Origin of the sequence: Desemzia sp. FAM 23989 (assembly GCF_045528345.1) — a bacterium.
Taxonomy (GTDB): Bacteria; Bacillota; Bacilli; order Lactobacillales; family Carnobacteriaceae; genus Desemzia.
Genome location: NZ_JBGQQT010000002.1, coordinates 74551 through 95891, shown reverse-complemented (window position 1 = coordinate 95891; position 21341 = coordinate 74551). Strand labels below are relative to the sequence as shown.

General features: G+C 37.4%; 19 protein-coding genes. 5 read left to right on the top strand and 14 right to left on the bottom strand.

The genetic code is table 11. From position 1 onward, the window contains the following. Positions 1-242: 242 nt before the first annotated feature. The 3 genes from ACEN36_RS02020 to ACEN36_RS02010 form a co-directional block, all read right to left on the bottom strand. Positions 243-941, bottom strand: a complete 699-nt coding sequence (locus tag ACEN36_RS02020) for a ComF family protein (protein WP_407095858.1) — start codon at positions 939-941, stop codon at positions 243-245. Beyond that, entirely contained in the window at positions 938-2284 is a 1347-nt protein-coding gene (locus tag ACEN36_RS02015) for a DEAD/DEAH box helicase (RefSeq protein ID WP_407125817.1), read from the bottom strand. Before ACEN36_RS02015 ends, ACEN36_RS02020 begins: the two co-directional genes overlap by 4 nt. A gap of 131 nt (positions 2285-2415) precedes the next feature. Beyond that, positions 2416-3429 (bottom strand): LCP family protein, encoded by a 1014-nt coding sequence (locus ACEN36_RS02010; protein ID WP_407095856.1) that lies wholly within the window; start codon positions 3427-3429, stop codon positions 2416-2418. Positions 3430-3694: 265 nt separating this feature from the next. Between ACEN36_RS02010 and ACEN36_RS02005 the strand changes: the two genes are divergently transcribed. Then, on the top strand, positions 3695-4774 hold the full coding sequence (locus ACEN36_RS02005) for a glycosyltransferase family 4 protein (RefSeq protein ID WP_407095940.1): 1080 nt from the start codon (positions 3695-3697) through the stop codon (positions 4772-4774). Between the two features lie 92 nt (positions 4775-4866). Here the strand turns inward: ACEN36_RS02005 and ACEN36_RS02000 are convergent, their stop codons facing one another. Then, the gene (locus tag ACEN36_RS02000) at positions 4867-5928 is read right to left on the bottom strand and encodes an LCP family protein (protein WP_407095855.1); all 1062 of its coding nucleotides are present in this window, start codon (positions 5926-5928) and stop codon (positions 4867-4869) included. Between the two features lie 457 nt (positions 5929-6385). Next, entirely contained in the window at positions 6386-7027 is a 642-nt protein-coding gene (locus ACEN36_RS01995) for a YigZ family protein (protein ID WP_407102716.1), read from the bottom strand. Between the two features lie 257 nt (positions 7028-7284). Between ACEN36_RS01995 and ACEN36_RS01990 the strand changes: the two genes are divergently transcribed. Beyond that, complete coding sequence (locus tag ACEN36_RS01990) at positions 7285-8139, top strand: DegV family protein (RefSeq protein ID WP_407095853.1); 855 nt, start codon at positions 7285-7287, stop codon at positions 8137-8139. Positions 8140-8296: 157 nt separating this feature from the next. After that, complete coding sequence (locus ACEN36_RS01985; RefSeq protein WP_407125816.1) at positions 8297-9175, top strand: hypothetical protein; 879 nt, start codon at positions 8297-8299, stop codon at positions 9173-9175. Positions 9176-9249: 74 nt separating this feature from the next. On the opposite strand, the gene ACEN36_RS01980 is transcribed toward ACEN36_RS01985, so the two are convergent. The 7 genes from ACEN36_RS01980 to ACEN36_RS01950 all read right to left on the bottom strand — a co-directional run bounded on the left by ACEN36_RS01980 (position 9250) and on the right by ACEN36_RS01950 (position 16083). Further along, complete coding sequence (locus ACEN36_RS01980) at positions 9250-9957, bottom strand: GntR family transcriptional regulator (RefSeq protein ID WP_407095851.1); 708 nt, start codon at positions 9955-9957, stop codon at positions 9250-9252. A 10-nt stretch (positions 9958-9967) separates the two neighbouring features. Continuing rightward, on the bottom strand, positions 9968-10672 hold the full coding sequence (locus ACEN36_RS01975) for a glucosamine-6-phosphate deaminase (RefSeq protein WP_407125815.1): 705 nt from the start codon (positions 10670-10672) through the stop codon (positions 9968-9970). 16 nt (positions 10673-10688) lie between these two features. Further along, the gene (gene nagA, locus ACEN36_RS01970) at positions 10689-11828 is read right to left on the bottom strand and encodes an N-acetylglucosamine-6-phosphate deacetylase (protein WP_407102714.1); all 1140 of its coding nucleotides are present in this window, start codon (positions 11826-11828) and stop codon (positions 10689-10691) included. Between the two features lie 191 nt (positions 11829-12019). Continuing rightward, entirely contained in the window at positions 12020-12850 is an 831-nt protein-coding gene (nadE, locus tag ACEN36_RS01965; RefSeq protein ID WP_407125814.1) for an ammonia-dependent NAD(+) synthetase, read from the bottom strand. 114 nt (positions 12851-12964) lie between these two features. Beyond that, positions 12965-14431, bottom strand: a complete 1467-nt coding sequence (locus tag ACEN36_RS01960) for a nicotinate phosphoribosyltransferase (RefSeq protein ID WP_407125813.1) — start codon at positions 14429-14431, stop codon at positions 12965-12967. Between the two features lie 174 nt (positions 14432-14605). Further along, complete coding sequence (locus tag ACEN36_RS01955; RefSeq protein WP_407095846.1) at positions 14606-14866, bottom strand: DUF3006 domain-containing protein; 261 nt, start codon at positions 14864-14866, stop codon at positions 14606-14608. A gap of 2 nt (positions 14867-14868) precedes the next feature. Next, on the bottom strand, positions 14869-16083 hold the full coding sequence (locus ACEN36_RS01950; RefSeq protein WP_407095845.1) for an MBL fold metallo-hydrolase: 1215 nt from the start codon (positions 16081-16083) through the stop codon (positions 14869-14871). A 152-nt stretch (positions 16084-16235) separates the two neighbouring features. Here ACEN36_RS01950 and ACEN36_RS01945 point away from each other — a divergent pair, with 152 nt between their 5' ends. Continuing rightward, complete coding sequence (locus ACEN36_RS01945; protein WP_407095939.1) at positions 16236-17078, top strand: class I SAM-dependent methyltransferase; 843 nt, start codon at positions 16236-16238, stop codon at positions 17076-17078. Positions 17079-17383: 305 nt separating this feature from the next. Here ACEN36_RS01945 and ACEN36_RS01940 read toward each other — a convergent pair whose 3' ends face one another. Together ACEN36_RS01940 and ACEN36_RS01935 are read right to left on the bottom strand one after the other, a co-directional pair. Beyond that, on the bottom strand, positions 17384-18124 hold the full coding sequence (locus ACEN36_RS01940; RefSeq protein WP_407095844.1) for an SDR family NAD(P)-dependent oxidoreductase: 741 nt from the start codon (positions 18122-18124) through the stop codon (positions 17384-17386). Between the two features lie 681 nt (positions 18125-18805). Continuing rightward, entirely contained in the window at positions 18806-19522 is a 717-nt protein-coding gene (locus ACEN36_RS01935; RefSeq protein ID WP_407095843.1) for a pseudouridine synthase, read from the bottom strand. Positions 19523-19917: 395 nt separating this feature from the next. On the opposite strand from ACEN36_RS01935, the gene ACEN36_RS01930 reads away from it, so the two are divergent. Continuing rightward, entirely contained in the window at positions 19918-21300 is a 1383-nt protein-coding gene (locus ACEN36_RS01930; protein WP_407095842.1) for an MATE family efflux transporter, read from the top strand. Positions 21301-21341 lie beyond the last annotated feature (41 nt).

Sequence of the window (21341 nt, the reverse complement as noted above, 5' to 3'; positions counted from 1 at the left end):
GGTAATTCAATGATTCGTTTAAATAGCAGAACTTTCTTTATGAATCCGCCTATCTTCATATATTAGTAGTTCTGATTCTGCTGTTTTAACACCTCTCATCATCAGATACCGCAACACCATGTGGACCACTCACAGGATGTATTGCTTATTGTCATTATAAAAGATAGCGTTTTAATAAGCAAACTTTTCAATTGAAATCTTTCTTTTGTCGTCAAAAGAATTTTGCACGCTTTTAATCCGCTTTAACGTGCGATCGTCAAAGACTGCACGTTAGCCGCACCATTCAAAAACAAACAATCTGCTGCATGAAAAAGAGTTCTTCCTGTAGTGTAAACATCGTCGATCAATAATATATTCCGACATTCTATTTCTATCCGTTTACTTGGTTTGATTTCAAATGGTTGCGAGCTGGTCATCCGCTGTTGTCGATTCTTACTAGATTGCTTCTCTCCAATCCCTACATGAACCAAAACTTCATTATATGAAAGGCCTGCAAAATCCAGCAATCCTTTCACTTGATTAAATCCTCTAATATCCATACTTTTCTTGCTGATGGGAATCGGTATGATAACAGACTCTGTATCAGCTCTCTTTTCAACCTTGTACTTTAGCGGTTCCGCAAATACCTTTCCTAAGCGGTAGTCTCCTTTAAATTTATAGGCTTCTATCCACTCTTTCATAAACTCATTGTATTCGTACAATGCTTCATTATGAAAATCATAATGGGGATAAAGATTTTGCCAACGTATACAATCTTTACAGTATTCCTCCCCGTCTTCAGGTCTTCCACACCCCCTGCAAGTTGATTGATCGTCTAAATAGCTTAATTGCTTTTTACATTGTCTGCACAGAGGTTCTGTTTTAATTTTTGTCAGTCCAACAATATCGATCAAACGAATTTTAGGCAACTCTTCACGTCCACACCACAAACAATTGGTCATTTTTGGATCAGTCCTCTCTCCGATGCCCATTTATTCATTTGCCGAATTTGTTTACGCGCTCGTTTCATTTCTTTTGACTGCCCATAATGAAAGAATAACACTTCTCCTTTTGGATAATCTTTGTGCCTTCCAGCTCGACCGGCAATTTGCACCAGTGCAGCTTCTGTAAAAGTTTTGTCTTCTGCACCTAAGACCAATACATCAATATCTCTAAAGGTTACTCCTCTTTCTAAAATAGTGGTAGTCAGTAAAAAATCATATTCTTCTTGCCTCATCTTTAAAACTTTTTCTTTTCTCTCTGGATCCTCTGCGTAAACACTCGTAAAAGAATGTGCTGGAAACAGGATTTGTAAATAAGCATCCAATTGTCCCATCAATGCAATATGAGGCACAAAAATAAGAAATCTCCGTTTTTTCTCTGTCAATCTTTTGACGTGATCCAAGAAAGGTAAGGCTTTTTTATGATCTGCTATCCCTTTTCGCCAATCTCCTGTCCAAATAAACTTTGGCACAGGCAGTGAAAAACCATGATAACGAGCGGGTAAAATCGATGCCGATAATTGTTTTGACCGAATCGCTTTTTGCATTTCCTTACTTGGTGTAGCTGATAAGTAAATCAAGGCTCCCTTTTTCTTACGAGCCTTTTGAGCAGCAAATTGCAAGCTTTTATCGATATGAAATGGAAAAGCATCTATCTCATCAATAATCAGCACATCAAACGCCTCACGGAACCGCATCAGCTGATGCGTTGTCGCAATCACAAGCTGTGTATAAGTATAAGGTTCTTCCATATTTCCATGCAAAACAGCTATTTCTACATGCAAAAAAGCTTGTTGCAATCGAGGCGCTAACTCCAAGCAAACATCTACTCGAGGAGAAGCCACACAGACTCTCTTCTTATCCTTTAATGCATCGGCTATTCCTTGAAATAGCATTTCCGTCTTCCCCGCACCTGCAACCGCCCAAATCAACCGCTCTTCTCCAACTCGTACAGCATTCAAAATCTCTACTGAAGCTTGCTGCTGTTGGGGAGACAACGATCCTGTCCAAGTCAAAATAGGTTCCTCTAGATCATCAAAACTGTTTTCTTCTTGCTGATAGTACAAAACACTGCATTTTTTTACTTTCCCCATTTGCAGACAGCTGACACAATAAAAACAGTCTGTACTACATGGACAAGGCGCACTGATTCTATCTTTCGATTGACTGGCGCCGCATCGATTACAGATGATTTCTTTGGCATTTAACGTAAAGCCTTTTCTCTCTTGAATGTTTTCTGAAGCTTCTATTACAGAAATCAGTTCGTTCCGCAACAATTCTCTTCCAACTAACCACTTTTCCATCACATCACCTCAAAATAATTTACGCAAAAAAAGAACTATTTTTTGAAATACACTAAATAACATAATGCAATTATGAACCATAAAAAACGAGGGAAAAGTGGATAACCATCCACATTTCCCTCGTTTTTTATTTACTCTATTTCAGTATTGCTTTCCTCTATGGATATATCATTATTAGAAGAATTGATTTCCAAGTGTTCTTGCAATACTTGACGAATTTCTTCTAATGTCTCTTCATAAGGGACCCATACATAGACGTCTTGTCCATACGTTGAAAAATAAACTGTATCTGCTTCACCGTCTAATGTCAATGATTCAATGTTTCGTGCTGCCGGCGCATAATTTGTGCCTAAAATCCATATCTCGCGACCAGTTAAATTGGTTTTCAAATTTGGAGCAATCGCATTAAAGATTGTATTAAAGTTTGTCAAACTCGAAATAGAGATCGTTTCATCTACGATAGCTTCTATCACTTGCCGTTGACGCTCTTGTCTCCCCCAGTCGCCACGAGGATCCTGTTTTCGCATTCTAGCATATCCCAGAGCTTCTTCCCCATTTAAGTGCTGATTGCCTTCTTCAATATGGATCGCATCGGCTTTCTCAGTACTATCCTGTACGGTGAATTTTAAAGGAGAATTCACATCAATTCCGCCAACTGCATCTACTAAATCAACCATGCCTTGAAAATTGATTTGAGCGTAATATTGAATCGGTATCTCTAAATACTCTTCAACCGTATCAATGACGTAAGGAATACCTCCATAAGCATAAGTAGCATTTATTTTATCTTCTTCTTGTGTATCGGGTAATTCGATCAATGTATCCCGAGGAATAGATACCAATTTAATGTCCTCACTCGTTGGATTCACAGTAGCCACCATGATCGTATCGGCTCTGCCGATATCCCCAGGTCGCTCATCTACACCTAACAATAAAATAGAAAAGGGTTCTTTATTTTCAATAATGACTTGTTCATTTGCGTCATCTGAAGGAATCGGTTCTCCTTGAATGGAATTAAAAAAATGATTTGCCGACATAAACGCATAAGTAAGATAAATACCTATTCCTAGTATAATGAAAATGAAAACCGAAAGGACAATCCATTTAGTTCGTTTCTTTTTTTTCTTTCTGTCAGTAGAACGCATAATTTTTCTCCTTAAGTTAGATTCATAACCATTACGGCCTATTTTTCAGGTATGCTCGTTACCAAAAAAGCTCTTTCAACTAGTTTATCGGATTATTTCCCTGAATACAATGAAACAAAAGAAAATTTTTATGTTGAATGCCATGAGTTCAATACTGTTCTGACCCGTAATCCTAAAATAAATAAGGTCTGCAATTGTGTTTAACCATTTAAATTTGTATAATAAATGAAGATAACGTTAAGGAAGGATCATTTGAATGTATAATATGTTCCATGTTCTTTTGACTTGTATAGTTGCAGCATTGATATCCATTGTTTTAACGCCTTTTGTAAGGAAATTAGCTATTTCAATCGGAGCTGTTGACCTGCCAAATGAACGAAGAGTAAACACAAGAATCGTACCATCTTTAGGAGGAATTGCTGTCTTCATCTCTTTCTTCCTCTCAATTTTCTTCCTGTTGCCTATTCCCAATCAGGAGACTCTGCCGATTTTTTTAGGGGCCAGTGTCATATTGATCACTGGGATAGTGGATGATTTAAAAGAGTTGAGCCCTAAATTAAAATCGCTAGGTATTCTTATTGCTGGTCTGATCGTTTATTACGTCGGAGACATTCAATTAAATATGATCAACTTGCCTTTTATTGGCGAGCTTCATTTTGGATCCTTCAGTTTACCGGTAACACTGTTTTGGATTTTAGCCATTACAAATGCGGTTAATTTGATTGACGGTTTAGACGGATTAGCCAGCGGAGTGTCCATGATCGCATTGACTACTATGGGAATTATCGGCTATTTCTTTTTAACCGTAGACAGTATGTCAGTACCAATCATGATTTTTGTATTAGTAGGCAGTATTGCTGGTTTTCTTCCCTACAACTTTAATCCTGCTCGAATTTTTTTAGGAGATACCGGAGCCTTATTTCTTGGTTTTATGATTTCCGTCATGTCTCTGCAAGGTTTAAAAAATGCTACTTTGATTACGTTGATTATTCCAATTGTTATTTTAGGCATTCCTATTACAGATACTATTTATGCAATGATCCGCAGAATTCTAAACAAACAATCGATTGCTACAGCAGATAAATTGCATATTCATCATCGCCTAATGACGCTGGGTTTCACTCACAAGCAAACAGTTGTTGCTATCTACTTTTTAGCCGCTATTTTTTCTTTGATTGCACTGCTTTATCCTTTATCCTCTCTGTGGGGTTGGATTTTTCTGACGATTGGTTTAGGATTTGGTCTGGAGCTTTTTGTAGAACTCATCGGCTTGACAGGTAAATCGAATCAGCCTTTGTTAAAACATATTCGCAAATTTGCTCGTGCTTGGAATCGCAAAGAATAGCATTATCACGATACTAAAAAAAGTGAGCTGAAGCATATTCATATGCCTCAACTCACTTTTTTTATAGGTGCAACAATTCTTCATCCTTGCTTTTAATCAGCGTATTCTGCTATTCGATTAGAAGTAAATTCATACCCTTCTGCATCGCGTTCATCTGCAGCTTCTAAATCCAATGCTACACGTAATTTATGACTGATGTAGTCAACACTATCCGGATACAACTCGACCATACTAGCTCCATTAAACGTAAAATCAGTCCATTCGAAAATGTGTGAATCGAACGTGTAACTTCCTTCCAAGCCTGATTGAGCAATATTCAGCATTTCATTAAATCGCAGATCGGTACGCATATTGCTTCCAACAGCTTCGATTGCATCAGAAAGTTTTGGAATCGAACCGATACTCAATGCTTTTTTCACAATCGCTTGAATAATCAATTGTTGACGCTCGCCGCGTTTGACATCATTATCGATTTTTCTAGTACGAGCCAGCGCTAATGCTTGCTCTCCGTTTAAGGTTTGATAGCCCTCTTCTAAATGGATCTGACCCATTTGTCCATCAGAATTTTGTTCTGAGATCGTCACAGGCACATCCATTTCAATTCCGCCTAAAGCATCAATAATTTCTAAGAAGGAATCAAAGTTAAACGTTGCGTAATAATGAACCGGCACATCCAATAAGTTCTCTACTGTTTCAATAACGGCTTTTTCTTGTCCTACTTCATAAGCAGAATTGATCTTATTTCTTCTGTAAAATTCACCATCATTCATAATTTCGGTATACGTATCTCGAGGGATACTCACCATATTAATTTCATGATTTTGAGGGTCTATCGTCAAATAAATCAGGGCATCCGTTCTGGCACTTCCCAAGTTTCGACTTTCAGTGTCATCCACACCCATGATCAGTAAAGAGACAGTATCTTCTATTGGATCGACATCTATTTCACTTTCTCGTTCAATAGAATGATAAGAATCTTCCACAGCGGTTTGAGCTTCAGCAAATAATTTTGCTGCAAAGATAGCTATTACTAATAAAACAGCCATGATAGGAATTAAAATAGCCAAAATAATTTTCTGGCCTTTGGATTTTTTGCGTTTTCCGCTTCTCCTATACTCAGAACGAGTTGAAGAGTCTTTCTGTTTTTTCTTCACTGATTATCACCTTTTCAAATGTATTCTTGAAACTAGTTTATTTGTTGAAATGAGCAGTACTATTGCTTATATCTTAACGTTTTTTCTAGAGCAAACAATCCTTTTTTGATTGGATAAAAAAAATAATGCAGATGCTTTGTTTGAAGTCTTGGTCATTTTATCACAAAATTACAATTTCCAATACTCTTATTGAAAAATTGTAAATGTTTCTTAACAATTGTTCAACATCGAGACCCAATTTCACCTTTTTTTATCATTCAAGAAGTTTTATTGATGTTCAACCCACCTAGAACGATTTTCTACTATGGCAAAATGCTCATTTCTCTGGCTGCTGACATTTAACTAACTGTAATTAACGACTGAAACAAGAACAAAAGGGAGTCTTTGAAACATTTTTCCCCATTGAATATATGTTGAAGAAACACAAAATTTAAGTTACAATTTGCAAATTAATCTATTATTCAGAGGTAATTTTTACTTCACGGTAACTTAACTCACCTTCCTCAAAAGTGACCTGATTGCTCACGCACTCAATCAGGTCTTCATAAAAACGAGCATTCTCCTCTTCTTTTACAAGGCAACTAAATGTTACTTTATCTGTATAAACGATATCTTTTATTGTATAAGATGACTCGCGCAGCAAGTTCTCTACTTTCCCTAATAACGGATACTCGATCGTTGCACGGATCTCAGCTTGGAGCATTCCTTCTACTAGTCCGATTTCCTCTAGTGCTCTACTGACAGAATTTCCATAAGCACGAATCAATCCGCCGGCACCTAGTTTAACGCCTCCAAAATAACGGGTTACTACAGTCGCTACATTCTTCAACTCTTTTTTCTTTAGCACTTCCAACATAGGAATTCCAGCTGTTCCACTAGGCTCTCCGTCATCATGAGCTCGTTGGACTTCGTTCTGATCTCCAATTAAATAAGCTGAACAATTGTGCGTAGCTTTAGCATGCTCTTTTTTTACGGCTTCAATAAAAGCTGTCGCTTCAGTCTCGTCTGCCACTCGTTTTAAATGGCAAATAAACCGAGATTTTTTGATCTCTATTTCAAATTGACCATCTTTTTCAATAGTACGATAGTTTTTCAGCATGATAATTTCCTTTCTTCAGACAGTTTCTATTTTGTTTTTGCCTTTAGTCTACAAGTTTTTTATTGATGACACAAGGCAAGTAAACAGCTTGTGTTTAACTAGTCGTGCGAATAAGTACAACTTGTTTATGAAACCAGATTATTTTAAAACAATGTAAACATTTTAGATTCTATTCTGTTTTACACTCTTTCTATGCTATAATTTTCTAATATGTGCTGATATTTCACCACAATAAAATCAGCTTGGGAGGTTTTGAATTGAAAATAGCTGTTGTAACAGATAGTACTGCTTATTTGACTGAAAAGCAGTACCAAGATAACCATATTTATCGATTGCCGCTTTCTGTTGTTGTGAATGGCGAAGCGTTAAAAGAAGAAGTAGATATCACAAGCGAACAATACTTTGACCTTATTCGAGATAGCGAAAAATTACCCACAAGCTCGCAGCCGACTATTGGCGATATTGAATCTTTATTTGCTGAACTAGCTAAAGATTATGATGCTGTGATCAGTGTCCACTTATCCAGTAAAATCAGCGGTACGTACCAAAGCATCGCAAGCGTTGGACAATACATGGAGGGCATACAAGTTTATCCCTACGATTCCGGTCTCAGTTGTACTGCTCAAGGGTACTTTGCATTAGAAGCTGTTCGTTTAGTTCGAGAAGGCGCTTCTGTACAAGAAATATTCCATCACTTTGACCACATGCAGCAAAGTTTGAAGGCCTTTTTTGTAGTCGATGATTTGAAGAATTTAGTTCGCGGCGGACGTTTATCAAGTGGTGCTGCATCTATCGGTACCTTATTGAAGATTAAGCCTATCTTGCATTTTGAAGACAAACAAATTGTCGTTTTCGAAAAAATTCGTACACACAAAAAAGCCTTAAAACGTATCGAAGAATTATTAGGCGCTGATGCAGCTAAAGGTTATCCTATCGTTTCTACCATTATACATGCAAACGTTGAGGAGAAAGCTCTTATTTGGAAAGAAAAATTAGAATCTTTGTACCCTGACGTTACATTTCACCTGAGTTATTTTGGTCCCGTTATCGGCACTCATTTAGGTGAAGGTGCATTAGGAATGACATGGGTAGAAGATTTCAGTAAAAATTAATTGTTTTGCATTTCTACTATATAATTAGTTAAGCCATTATTTATTTTTATGAGAGCTTGGGCATTTGTCCAAGCTCTTTTTTTATCATTGAGATTCGCACTCTTTTCAGTCATAATAAAAAAGAAAAACGACTTACCTATAGGGAGAGGATCAAGTAATGGAGGAGTATGAAGTTTTACAAGCAAAAATGAGTTCTTTACTAAATAAAGAGGCGAATGCAAAAATCAGATTTGAAGAAAATAAAGTACGCTATGAAACGGCTAAATCTATTTTTGCTAAAGAAAGCGATGATGTAGAAAAATTGCAAGAAGAGTCATTGTCTACTTTTTTAAAGCGCTTAGTGGGCAATTACGATAAAAGACTGGATAAAGAGAAACAAGAGCAACTCACGGCTAAAATGGAGCTGGATTTATCACTAGCCTTGGCCCTTGAATCTAGAGAAGCATTAGATGCGGTTCAAACTGCTGTCAACGAAACGTCTTCTCAACTCCAACGATTAAAAGAAACTCTGTATCAAAGTGATCCTCTCTTTCGTGAAAGAATCACTGCAGAAGAAACGAAACGTGCACAACTAAAACAAGAATTGATTGAAATTGAGGAAGCTTTAGCTGCTGGAGAAAGTATTTTGGATGCAATCGATTTTGCTTTAGACGATTTAGACTCAGCAGACTCTTACTCTACTTGGGATATGTTTACAGATAGCAGTCTATTGTTTGATATGATGAAATACGATAAAATCGATAAAGCTGAAGCTAAAATGAGTCAATTGGAACAACAGTTGGAACATTATTCTAAAGAATTAACAGATTTGTCTATGGATACTTTTTTGAGTTATGAGAAGTTTAGCGGAATGAGCAAAACATTCGATATCTTCTTTGACAATCTATTTTCAGATTGGGATACCAAATCAAAAATTGGACGCAACATCGAACTGCTGGAAAAACTAGGCCGGAATATTGAAGAATTGCAGACAAAACTGAAAAACAATCAAGCGGCTATCCAGAAGCAACTATTCGAATCGGAACAACTTTACTAAACAAAAAGACTGTCTCGCAGTGAGACAGTCTTTTTGTTTATACACACTGCACAAAGCAGTGCATGCTCTGTGTTCTAGTTCTCTAGATAGAATTCAAATCTGTCTGCTACGTATTGAGTTCTTACGTACTCAAACGGTCTATTGTCGTTGCTGTACGTAATTTGTCTCAGCTGCAGTATCGCTTCTCCACGTTTGATATCCAAGTATTCTGAAATTCTTTCTGATGCCAGCATAGCCGAGATCGTTTGTTCAGCTTTACCGATATGGATATCTTTTTCTTCTTCAAGAGTTTTATATAGAGAAGACGTGATCTCTTTTTTCCCTAATGACTCTACTAAATGAAACGGAATAGTCGCTACCTCAAAACAAATCGGAACATCATCTGCAAACCTTACACGCTCCATGCGCAATACAACTGTCTCATTTTCCAAATGCAAGTGTTCTGCTTCACTGACACTGGCAGGTTTAACATGGTATGAAATCGTCTTGCTCGTTGGTTTGCGTCCTTGAGAACGCATAGTTTCCGTAAAACTTTGGATACCAGTCATTTTCTCTTGGACTTTTTGACTGGAAACATAAGTCCCCGAGCCCACTTTCCGCTCTAAAATCCCTTCATCTACAAGTGTCTGAACAGCTTGCCTTAAAGTCATTCGGCTAACTTCAAACGTCTTAGCAAGATCACGTTCTGATGGAATCCGTTCACCAACTTTCCAGTGACCTTCTTCGATCATTTTACGGATCTTATTGTGAATTTGAATATAAATCGGTTTTTCCTTGGTCATTATTTCACTCCTAACGATTCAACAACGACCCAGCTTCTTCGTCTACAATCACAATTACATTTGGATGCTGTTGTAAAACACTGGCTGGAACCTCTTCGGTCACAGGACCTTCAATCATCTGTTGAATAGCTTCTGCTTTATTTTTACCAAATGCCATTAAAATAATTTTTTTAGATTTTAAAATCGATTTTATCCCCATAGAGAAGGCATATCTTGGAACATCTTCTTCGTGGTCAAAGTAAACTTTGTTGGAATCAATAGTAGATTCTACTAAAGCTACTTTACGTGTTTCAGACTCAAAAGATGAACCTGGCTCGTTAAAGCCGATGTGTCCATTTGTGCCAATCCCTAAGATTTGGAGATCAATAGGATTTTCAGCAATAATTTTATTGTAACGCGTATTTTCTTCTGCTTCTTCTGCTAAACCATTTGGAACATAAGTCTTTTTGAATGGTTTTTTAGAGAATAAATGTTTTTCCATAAAGTAACGATAACTTTGCGGATCTTCTGGTGATAACCCCACATATTCATCTAAATTGATAGATGTAATACCTGAAAAGTCCATATCGCTTGAAGTCATGATTTTGTATAAATCTTCAGGGGTGCTTCCAGTTGCTAGACCAAATACTTTTGCCCCATCTTCCATTTCTTGTGTAATCAAATCAAATACTTTTTGGCTACCCTCTTTTTTATCTTTTGCTACAAAAACGTTCATTTTTAACTCGCTCCTTTTATTCTTTATACACGATTTCCCCATAACTGACTGTTTGCAAGACATTGAAATCTTGACTCAACACTACCATATCTGCATCTTTACCCGCAGATAGTATACCTTTTTGTGTCAACCCAAATTCTCTTGCTTGATTGACTGAACTCATTTTTACAGCATCTTCCACACTGCAGCCTGTGAATTCCATAATATTTTTGAATGCATCTTGGAACTCCAAAACACTGCCAGCTAGATTACCAGATTCTAAACGAGCTTGTTTATCTTTTACAATAACTTTTTGCCCGCCCAGCTCACTTTCACCATCCGGCATACCTTTGGCCCTCATGGCGTCTGTGATAATCTCTACGCGATCTGGACCTTTCATCATGTAAGCCATCTTCACCATTTCAGGATGGATGTGGAACCCGTCTGCAATCACTTCTACATACGTATCTTCGTCTAAGAAAGCATGACCTGTTACACCTGGTTCACGATGGTGCAACCCTCGTTGTGCGTTATACAAATGCGTGATATGTCTAGCTTTAGATTGTTTCATTTCTTCTCTAGTCGCGTTTGTGTGACCAGCTGATAAAACAATATCATTCTCTTGGCATATTTTTTCAAATTCACTAGCATCACTAGTTTCTGGAGCATACGTTACAAGACGAACACGCCCTCCACTAATCTCATCCCACTTTTTCATTGTTTCAGCATCAGGAATTCTAATATATTCTTCAGGTTGAGCTCCTTTGAATACAGCGGAAATAAATGGCCCTTCTACATGAATCCCTTGAATCACCGGATTTGTTTCTGCTGCTTCAGCAATCCCTTTTAAAGCAGCTTCAATATTTTCATAAGATTGAGTCATAGTTGTTGGAAAATAAGAAGTGATTCCTTCTTGATACATTTGTTGAATCATCTGATTGATTTTTTCAGGATCCGCATCCATATTATCACTGCCGTATCCTCCGTGACTATGCACATCAATAAATCCAGGTACGATTATTTCCCCGGAAATATCGATTAATTCCTCTTCAGCTTCTTGAGTGAAATCTTCCATTCTACCAACCGCTAAGATTTCTTTGTTGAAACGGACGAAACCGTTATCAATTTTAGTTTCTCCTGTATAAACATTTCCATTGACGAATACTTTATTTGTCATATTATTGTCTCCTTCATTTAAAATACTTCTCTATTATAAATGGTATAGACCGAAAATGCAACGGATGAACTTTTTTTCTTTCACTAACAAAAAAGATTAAGAAAACTAGGCATTTAGCTAGCTTCTTAACCTTCTGTTACTTTTGATTTCGCTTATAATTATCGTCTCACACTATTCTCGACATCGTACGTTTATTCTTTCCAGAATGTATCAAAGACATCTATGGGCATATTGCGTTTGTGGCGTGTTCTATTGAACCAGCCTTCAATAGCAGCGGCTTCCCGTTCAGATACTTCTTTACCTTCTAGGTAGTCATCAATAGCTTCGTAACTCACTCCTAAAGCTACTTCATCCGGAAGGGATGGACGGTCGTCTTCTAAATCTGCTGTAGGTATTTTAGTATACAAGTGTTCAGGACAACCTAATGCAACAAGTAATGCTTTCCCTTGACGTTTGTTTAATCCAAACAGTGGGTTGATGTCTGTTCCGCCATCACCGTATTTGGTGTAAAAACCTGTGACTGATTCAGCTGATTGATCGGTTCCTACAACTACTCCATTGTAAGTTCCAGCAATCGCGTATTGAGCAATCATTCTTTGACGAGCTTTGATATTCCCAATTGTAAAGTCGCTCAATTCAATCGTTTCATCTTTTAAAGCCTCGACTACAGCATCTGTTGCTGGTTTGATATTTACGCGAACCGTTTTATCGGCTTGCATAAATTCAATGGCATCCATGGCATCATGTTCATCTGCTTGCGTTCCATAAGGTAATCGAACAGCTATGAATTGATACAGAGCGTCCCCTGTCTCTTCTCTTATTTCATTAATCGCCAATTGACTTATTTTCCCAGCCAACGTAGAGTCCTGTCCCCCGCTGATTCCTAATACAAGCGTTTTGATAAAAGGATATTTTGTTAAATAGGCTTTTAAAAAATCTACTCGTTGTCGAACTTCTACTTTAGGATCAATGGAAGGCTTTACTTTCATTTCTACTAGTATTTCATCTCTGATTTCTGACATAACTTGCACCCTTTCTCATCACAACTAATTTATTGAAGCTTTACAACTACTCGGCAAATAATATTTATTATAACCATTATAAATTACCACTGTTTCGCGAGAAGAAAGAAATAATCAGCTTTCCAGCTCTTTCATTCTCCGTCTCGTTTCTTTGATGATCGCTAATTTATTATCGTAAGCTTTTTGAGATAAATCAACGGGATAAGATTCAGGATTCAATATTCGTTTATACTCATCCCACAATGCCGTCAGACTTTCTTCTGCGTGCGATTTGATTTTATCCAATTTAGGTAACTCATACACCAATTCACCGTCCACAAAAATATCTTTCAACAATGGAACGGCAGTGAAATCTTTAACAGTTTTATTGATATACGTATGGATCGGGTGGAACATGAACAGCTCCTTTTCCAGATCGGGGCGTTCTCCCCAAAGAGCTACATAGTCACCTTCAGATTTTCCTTTTTCATTACTGGTGATTCGCCACACTTGTTTTTTACCTGGAGTAGACATTTTAGCAGCATTGCTGGTTAATTTGATTGTATTTCTCATATTGCCGTTTTTATCTTCTATCGCCACTAATTTATAAACCGCTCCTAATGCAGGTTGATCAAACGCGGTAATTAAACGTGTTCCAACTCCCCATACATCGATTTTAGCACCTTGCATTTTTAAGTTTAAAATCGTTTTTGAATCTAAGTTATTTGAAGCATAGATTTTAGCATCAGGATATCCTGCTTCATCCAGTTGCGTCCGTACTTGCTTAGATATATAAGCCATATCTCCACTATCTAATCGAACACCTAAAAAATTGATATTATCTCCCATTTCATTCGCAACACGAATCGCGTTAGGCACACCAGTTTTTAATGTATCAAATGTATCTACTAAAAACACACAATCTCTATGTGTTTTGGCATATGCCATAAATGCTTCATATTCACTATCGTAAGCTTGCACCATCGCATGAGCGTGTGTTCCGCTGGCTGGAATACCAAATAATTTTGAAGCACGAACATTACTTGTAGCATCTGCTCCGCCAATAAAAGCTGCTCGTGTTCCCCAAATTGCTGCATCCATTTCTTGAGCTCTTCGAGTCCCGAATTCCAATAAGGGATCATCTTCAACTACGGTCTTCATTTCAGAGGCTTTTGTCGCAATCAAGGTTTGAAAATTGACTACATTCAAAATAGTTGTCTCCAATAATTGGCATTCAGCCAGAGGCCCTTCTATTTGCAAGATGGGTTCATTAGCAAAAACTAAGTCTCCTTCTATGACTGAACGAATCGTTCCAGTAAATTTAAAGTTTTTTAAATAGTCTAAAAATGCTTCTGGGTAATCTTGAGTCTCTCTTAAATAGTCGAGATCAGATTCTGTAAACGTTAAATTTTCTACATAGTTTACTACTCGTTCCAACCCCGCAAAAACGGTATAACCAATACCAAATGGATTTTCACGGAAATATACTTCAAATACAGCATTCTTATCTGCATCCCCTAACTCCCAATACGATTTCATCATATTAAGTTGGTACATGTCTGTATGCAATGCCAAACTATCATCTGGATACGTTTTATTCACACTAATTGCCCCCAAAAAATTACTTTTTCTTTGCTTTTAATGATACCACAAAAACAAAATGCAACCTATGTTTAATCACTAAGAATTGTAATGAAGAAATAGAATAAACAGGCTCCATAAAAGATCGAATGGATTACCCGATCTTTTATGGAACCTGTTGAATTCATCTCGTTTTTAGTTGCGTTTGAATTTGCTGTCTGTACTTTTGGAACGTATAGATTGCATCAAATCATTGATCTTCTGGCTCTTTTCTTCTGTAAGCTGTTGATCAACGGATATACTGCTTATCTCATCTCCACTGATGTCTAAGGTAAACCAAGTACCTTTTTTACTTCCCGCTGGCAAGCGATCCACCTCTACAATCCATTCTTTATTTAACTGCTCAACCAATAAGACAGCTTTATCTTCTTCAAATCGATCTAGTATACCTTTCACACTTATTCCCCTCCTACATAAACTTTGCCTTCAGTTAAAATATCGTCTAACCTGGCAGCTCCAATGCCATTTACTTCGCTCAGCTCTTCAACTCGCTCGAAAGGACGCAAGGCGATAATCTCTTCTGCCCGTTCTGGACCGATATGAACGATCTCAAGCAACTCTTCATAAGATGCTGTGTTGATGTTTATCATTTCTGAAGATGGGGCAAGTTTGCTTTCTTCAGCCGATTCCTCAGGGACTTCAGAAATTGTAGCACTATTTTTTGAAGAATCCTTCTTTTCTTTCTTGCCGGTCTTCACAACCCCTTTGCCAGTTGTTCGAATAGTGTACTCTGCACCATTGGTAGTGACAATGATCGTGCCATAGGCATCCGTTCCATAAAGCTCTATCCCTTTATCTTTAATCATAGACACTACTTCTTGATGAGGATGCCCGTATGAATTATCTACACCAGCACTGTAGACTGCGACTTCTGGACTAACTGCTTCAACGAAAGAAGGATCACTGGAAGTATCAGATCCGTGGTGCCCTAACGAAAGAATTTCCGCATCTACATTCATCCCAGAATTGACCATTTCGATTTCTTGCGCTTTTCCAGCATCCGCTGTAAACATGAAATCAATCTCTCCATATGAAACCATCATTGAAATAGAATCTGCGTTTGTATTGCCGGTCAATTCAGCAGGATAAAGAATCTCCATATCCAATGGACCAACATCAAATTGGTCTCCTGCTCGAGGTTCATAATACCCTACTTCATGTTCTTGAATTGCTTCGAGTGATCGTGCAAATACATCTGAAGTGGTAGTATTTCCAGACATCCAAATTTCTCCTACTTCAAATTGTTCAATCACTTTATCTAATTGACCAATATGATCTGCATCTGGATGACTGACGATGACTAAATCTAGTTCTTCTATCCCTTCATTAGACAAGTAATCGACCACATCTGTTCTGTTCCAATCACCTGTATCATAGAGAATCGTATATTCTTCACTCTCATCTGCAAATTCAAACAACGTTGCATCGGCTTGTCCAGCATTTATGTAATGAACTTTCAACTCTTCTAAGCCGCTTTTTTCAATCGTTTCTACATGAGAAGCAGTAGGATTAGAGGCTTCATTTGCTGAACTTTCTGTTCCACAGGCACTTAGCAGGCTCAAAGCAGCCACAAGTCCTAATTTTTTTCTTAATTTGATCAAACTTTTCTTCATCTTTCACATACCTTTCTTCTATTCTATAGAATACCATAAAATCAAGAAACTGCCTTTCATTTTGCTGCACTTTACGGATTAAAACTAAGGTATACTAAGTAAGTCAAACGGCATATCATTGAAAGAAATAGAAAGAGGGATAAGAATTGGGAATGAACAACTTAAAAGAAATGGCTAAAAGCATTTCACCAACAGGTACTTTATCTGAAATTCAAACTGTCCAAACGCAACATCGCATTCATTTAGCAGAGTATTGGGGAATTCATGCTGGAGAAAGTGTTTTAGAAATTGGTTGTGGTCAAGGGGATATGACTGCTGTACTAGCTTATTTTGCAGGAGATAAAGGAAAAGTTCACGCTATCGATATCGCTGGTCCTGATTATGGCGCTCCAGAAACGTTGGGTCAAGCGATGGCTAAACTGCAGCAATCTTCTGTGGGCAAGCAAATTACAGTTGATTTCAACACAGATATTTTATCTGCTGAAATAGATTTTCCAGAAAATACTTTTGATACCATAGTGTTTTCTCATTCAAGCTGGTACTTAACATCTCAAGAGATATTGCTAGAAATGTTTACCAAACTTCATAAATGGGGAAAACGATTAGTTTTTGCGGAATGGGATACTCATATCACTGACAACCATCAAATGCCACATTTTTTAGCTGCTCTGCTGCAAGCACAATACGAAAGTTTCCGTGAAACTACTGAAGCCAACATCCGTACATTAATTACCCTTGAAGACAGCAAAAATTTAGTTAAACAGGCTGGGTGGAATGTAGTAGACGAAACCGTTATTCCTTCGAAAGATTTGCAAGACGGTTCTTGGGAAGTAGATATGACCTTGTCCAATGCACCTGAAGCTATAGCTTCTATTTCAACTATGCCGGATAAATTTAAAATATTGTTGTCTTCGCAGCTTAATTCATTAACTAGTTATCATAATCAAAAAAACATCCAATCTATGGATACATTCTCGTTTATTGCCACAAAGTAAATCTAACTAAAATAACTAAAGGAGCCGGAATATTTTCCGGCTCCTTTAGGTTTGTGCTTTCTAGACGCGTTGCGCAAGGCAGCTCACACGCCTATAAGCTAATCACTAACTGTTAGGAAAAACCACCTAACTGTTAGTGATTTTCTTATATTCGGTGAGCTAAGCGCCTTACTCCACGCTCTATTTTAGACGCGTTGCGCAAAACAGACTTCCTGTAGTTTCATTTTCTCTTTTTGGTGGGAAAGATCGCCCAACTAAAAGAGAAAAGTGAACCTCACGGAAGTCTAAACGTTTTGCTCCATGCTCTATCTTCCTATTGTCCATCCTCCGTCTATTTTGATGGAGGTGCCTTGAATGTAATCTGACTCGTCAGAGGCTAGAAAGACTGCTAATGCAGCTACTTCTTCTGGCCTTCCTGCTCGTTGTGCTGGGATATCTTTTAAGCGATCGTCTTCAATGCCTTCTGTCATGGGCGTTTCAATAAATCCTGGAGCAATTAAATTCGCTTTAATGCCTTTTTTACCAAAATCATAGGCCAACTGTTTCGTAAAACCTTCGATAGCATGTTTAGACGTTACATAAGCTGAACCTCCTGGGCCGGCTACAAAAGTGGCTTGAGAACCAACATTGATAATTGTTCCTTTCCCTTTTTCCAACAAAATAGGCAAAATCTCTTTGGTCATCAAAAAAGGACCTTTTACGTTAATGTCCATCAATTTATCGTAACTTTCTTCATCTGTATCCAATACCGTATCATACGAATCATGAATTCCGGCGCTATTCACTAAAACATCAATCGTTCCAAATGCATCTAACGTCTTTTCAACACTTTGTTTGATGTCTTCTTTTTCAGTAATGTCTAATGTGACAAATAGACCTTGTCCGCCTTTTTCTTCCATTTCTTTTACAATACGCGTTCCATCTTCCTCATCTCTACCTGCTACAATTACTTTTGCACCCTGTTCCGCAAATGCTTTAGCTGTAAATTCCCCTATTCCAGATGTTCCGCCAGTAACAAAAGCTACTTTTCCTGTTAATTTTCCCATATCTTAAAACTCCCTTCCTATTGCTCTTCTACTTTTAAGAATAGTGAGAATCAACTTTCAAATCAAAGATAACGTTCTGTATTGTCTAATTTTAATAAAAGCACAGCCCTTTCTTAATGTCCAAAAAGAAACGATTTTTCTTCGAGTGAGATTTAATACACTATCCAATCAATGATCTGAATAATTCATAGTTTTATGAGTTGATACTCAAAACTCGTGTTTATTCATCCATTTGGTGCGTAGAGTACCTAGAAGTAAACCATAATGATGGAGAATAGTGTTTGAACATCAAGGAGAAAACTGCCTTGATGAAGAATGGTGTTGGAACATCAAAGGGAAAGTTACCTTGATGAAGAACGGTGTTGGAACATCAAGGAGAAAGTTACCTTGATGAAAAATGGTGTTGGAACATCAAGGAGAAAGTTACCTTGATGAAGAATGGTGTTGGAACATCAAAGGGAAAGTTACCTTGATGAAGAACGGTGTTGGAACATCAAGGAGAAAGTTACCTTGATGAAAAATGGTGTCGGAACATCAAAGAGAAAGTTGCCTTGATGAAAAATGGTGTCGGAACATCAAGGAGAAAGTTGCCTTGATGAAGAATGGTGTTGGAACATCAAGGAGAAAACTGCCTTGATGAGTAACGATTATTCCAGGTCGGTTCTTTTTAGAGATTAAAAGTTAAAAATAAGGGATTAATTGATTTAATTCTTCGATTGAAAGAGGGCGATAGGCTCCTGCCGGAAGTTTTTCATCGAGTTCAATTGGTCCCATTGACAACCGTTTTAAAGAAGTCACTTTTTTCCCGCAAGCTAGAAACATTTTCTTCACTTGATGAAACTTACCTTCGTTAATTTCTACAAGTACCTTGCTTTCTGTTTCACTCGCTTCTAAAATGGTCAGCTTCGCTGGTTCGCACTGGATTCCCCCATGAAATACGATTCCTTTGGCAAATGCTTCTTGATCTGCACTAGTCACTCGTTCGTTGACGATTACTTCATATTTTTTTGCAACATGTTTGTGAGGCAGTAACAATTGATAGCCTAAGTTTCCATTATTGGTGATCAACAATAAACCTTCTGTGTCTTTATCCAATCTTCCCACAGGATACAACCCCGGTAAGCGATCATATTCTTTGATTAAATCGATGACTGTTTTATTCTCTTCGTCTGCTACTGCACTAACTACTCCACCAGGCTTATTCATCATATAATAGGCATGCGGCTGATAGTCAACTTTTTTCCCTGATACGACTATTTTTTGGATTTGCGGATCAACATTGGTGTTGTCTTCCATCACAACTTCACCATTAACGACCACTTGTTTACTTTTAATTAAGCGTTTAACTGTTCTTCGCGAGCCAAATCCAACTTCACCCAATAACTTATCCAGTCTCATACTTCTCTTCCTTTGTTTTAAAATTTTGCTTATTCTATTGAAAAATAAATTCCTTTATTTGTTTATTTAACAGTACGGCATGTTGCGTGTATGTACAATTAAAAATAAAAAAAATCTGTACTCTTTATTTTTTCATTCTGATTTTATATTTTATGAAAATGAACACTTTGTGAAGTTGGAAAACTATATGTATCAACAGCTGATTGCCGTTAAACCAATGAAAACGAAATGGTTTTTCTGCCTTTTTTTTGTTGACAAAACTGTCACAATAAAAAATGAAAATAAGGGTTGTATTTTCTGAAAATGAATCTATACTTGCAAAAGTATTCAAAAAAACAAACGCACTTATTCATGACAGATTTGTCAGACAAAAAAATTCAGGAGGCATTTTTATAATGGGACAAAACATGACTAAAGGAAATCCAATCAAATTGATTATCCTATTCACTCTACCAATGTTATTAGGAAATATTTTCCAACAATTTTACAGCATGGCTGATACATTCATTATCAGCAGAACGATTGGTGTAAATGCATTTGCAGCCGTTGGTTCTACAGGAAGTATCAGCAATCTGATTATCGGGCTGGCAACGGGTTTAACTGTAGGTCTTTCAGTGATTACTGCTCAACGTTTTGGAAAAGAAGATATTAAAGGGATTCGTAAAAACTTAGCAGCCAGTGTGATCATCAGTGCTGTAACTGCTGTTGTTTTAACTATTTTAGCTACTTTATTTACTAGACAAATTTTAGATTTCATGAACACCCCGGCTGCTTTAATGGAAGACGCTTATACTTATCTAATCGTTATTTTTGCTGGAATTAGTGCTACTGTATTTTTTAATTTGTTATCAAATGTTTTACGCGCTATCGGAGACAGCCGTACACCTTTGTTATTTTTAGCTATCGCTTCTGTATTAAATATCGTGTTGGACTATGTCTTTATTTTAGGCTTTGGCACTGGCGTAGAAGGCGCTGGATATGCAACTGTCATTTCTCAAGTTGTTTCTAGTATTCTTTGTTTAGTTTATATTTGGAAAAGAGTTCCTGTCTTACGGATTCGTAAAACGGACTGGAAAGTAAGCAAAGAAGAAATCACAACTCACTTAAACATCGGCTTGCCTATGGGATTCCAAGCTTCTATTATTTCAATCGGGGCTATTGCCATTCAAATTACATTGAACAGTTTAGGCGCTACTGCTGTTGCAGCCACTACAGCAGCTGAAAAAATCAACGGTATCGCGACCATGCCGTTAGTATCTTTTGGAACAACAATGGCAACCTATACAGCTCAAAACTTCGGTGCCGGTAAACACGACCGTATTTGGGATGGCGTTCAGAAAATCACTCGTATCGTTGTTGTATACAGCTTTGTAGCTGCAACTTTACTGATTGTATTCGGCAGCCGTATGGCAAAAATGTACATTGGCGAAACAGATCCCGAAATTTTAGGAATGGTACAAACTTATTTCGTTACAAATTCGACTTTCTATTTTGTGTTAGCTTTATTATTTATCTATAGAAATACACTTCAAGGATTAGGTAAAAGTACTGCACCAACTGTAGCAGGCGTAATGGAATTACTTTCTCGTGTTATTGTAGCACTAGCTCTCGTAACACCACTAGGCTACCTTGGCGTAACTATTGCTAATCCTTTGGCTTGGATAGGTGCATTGATTCCACTAGTCATTTCTTACTACTCATTCAAACGCACTACGATTGCCGGAGAAAAGAAAGCACACACAACAAAACTGTTACAAAATGTAGAACAAGGCATTTAAAAGAAAATCGTTGTAGTCGTTTAGAATCAGACCACTTTTCC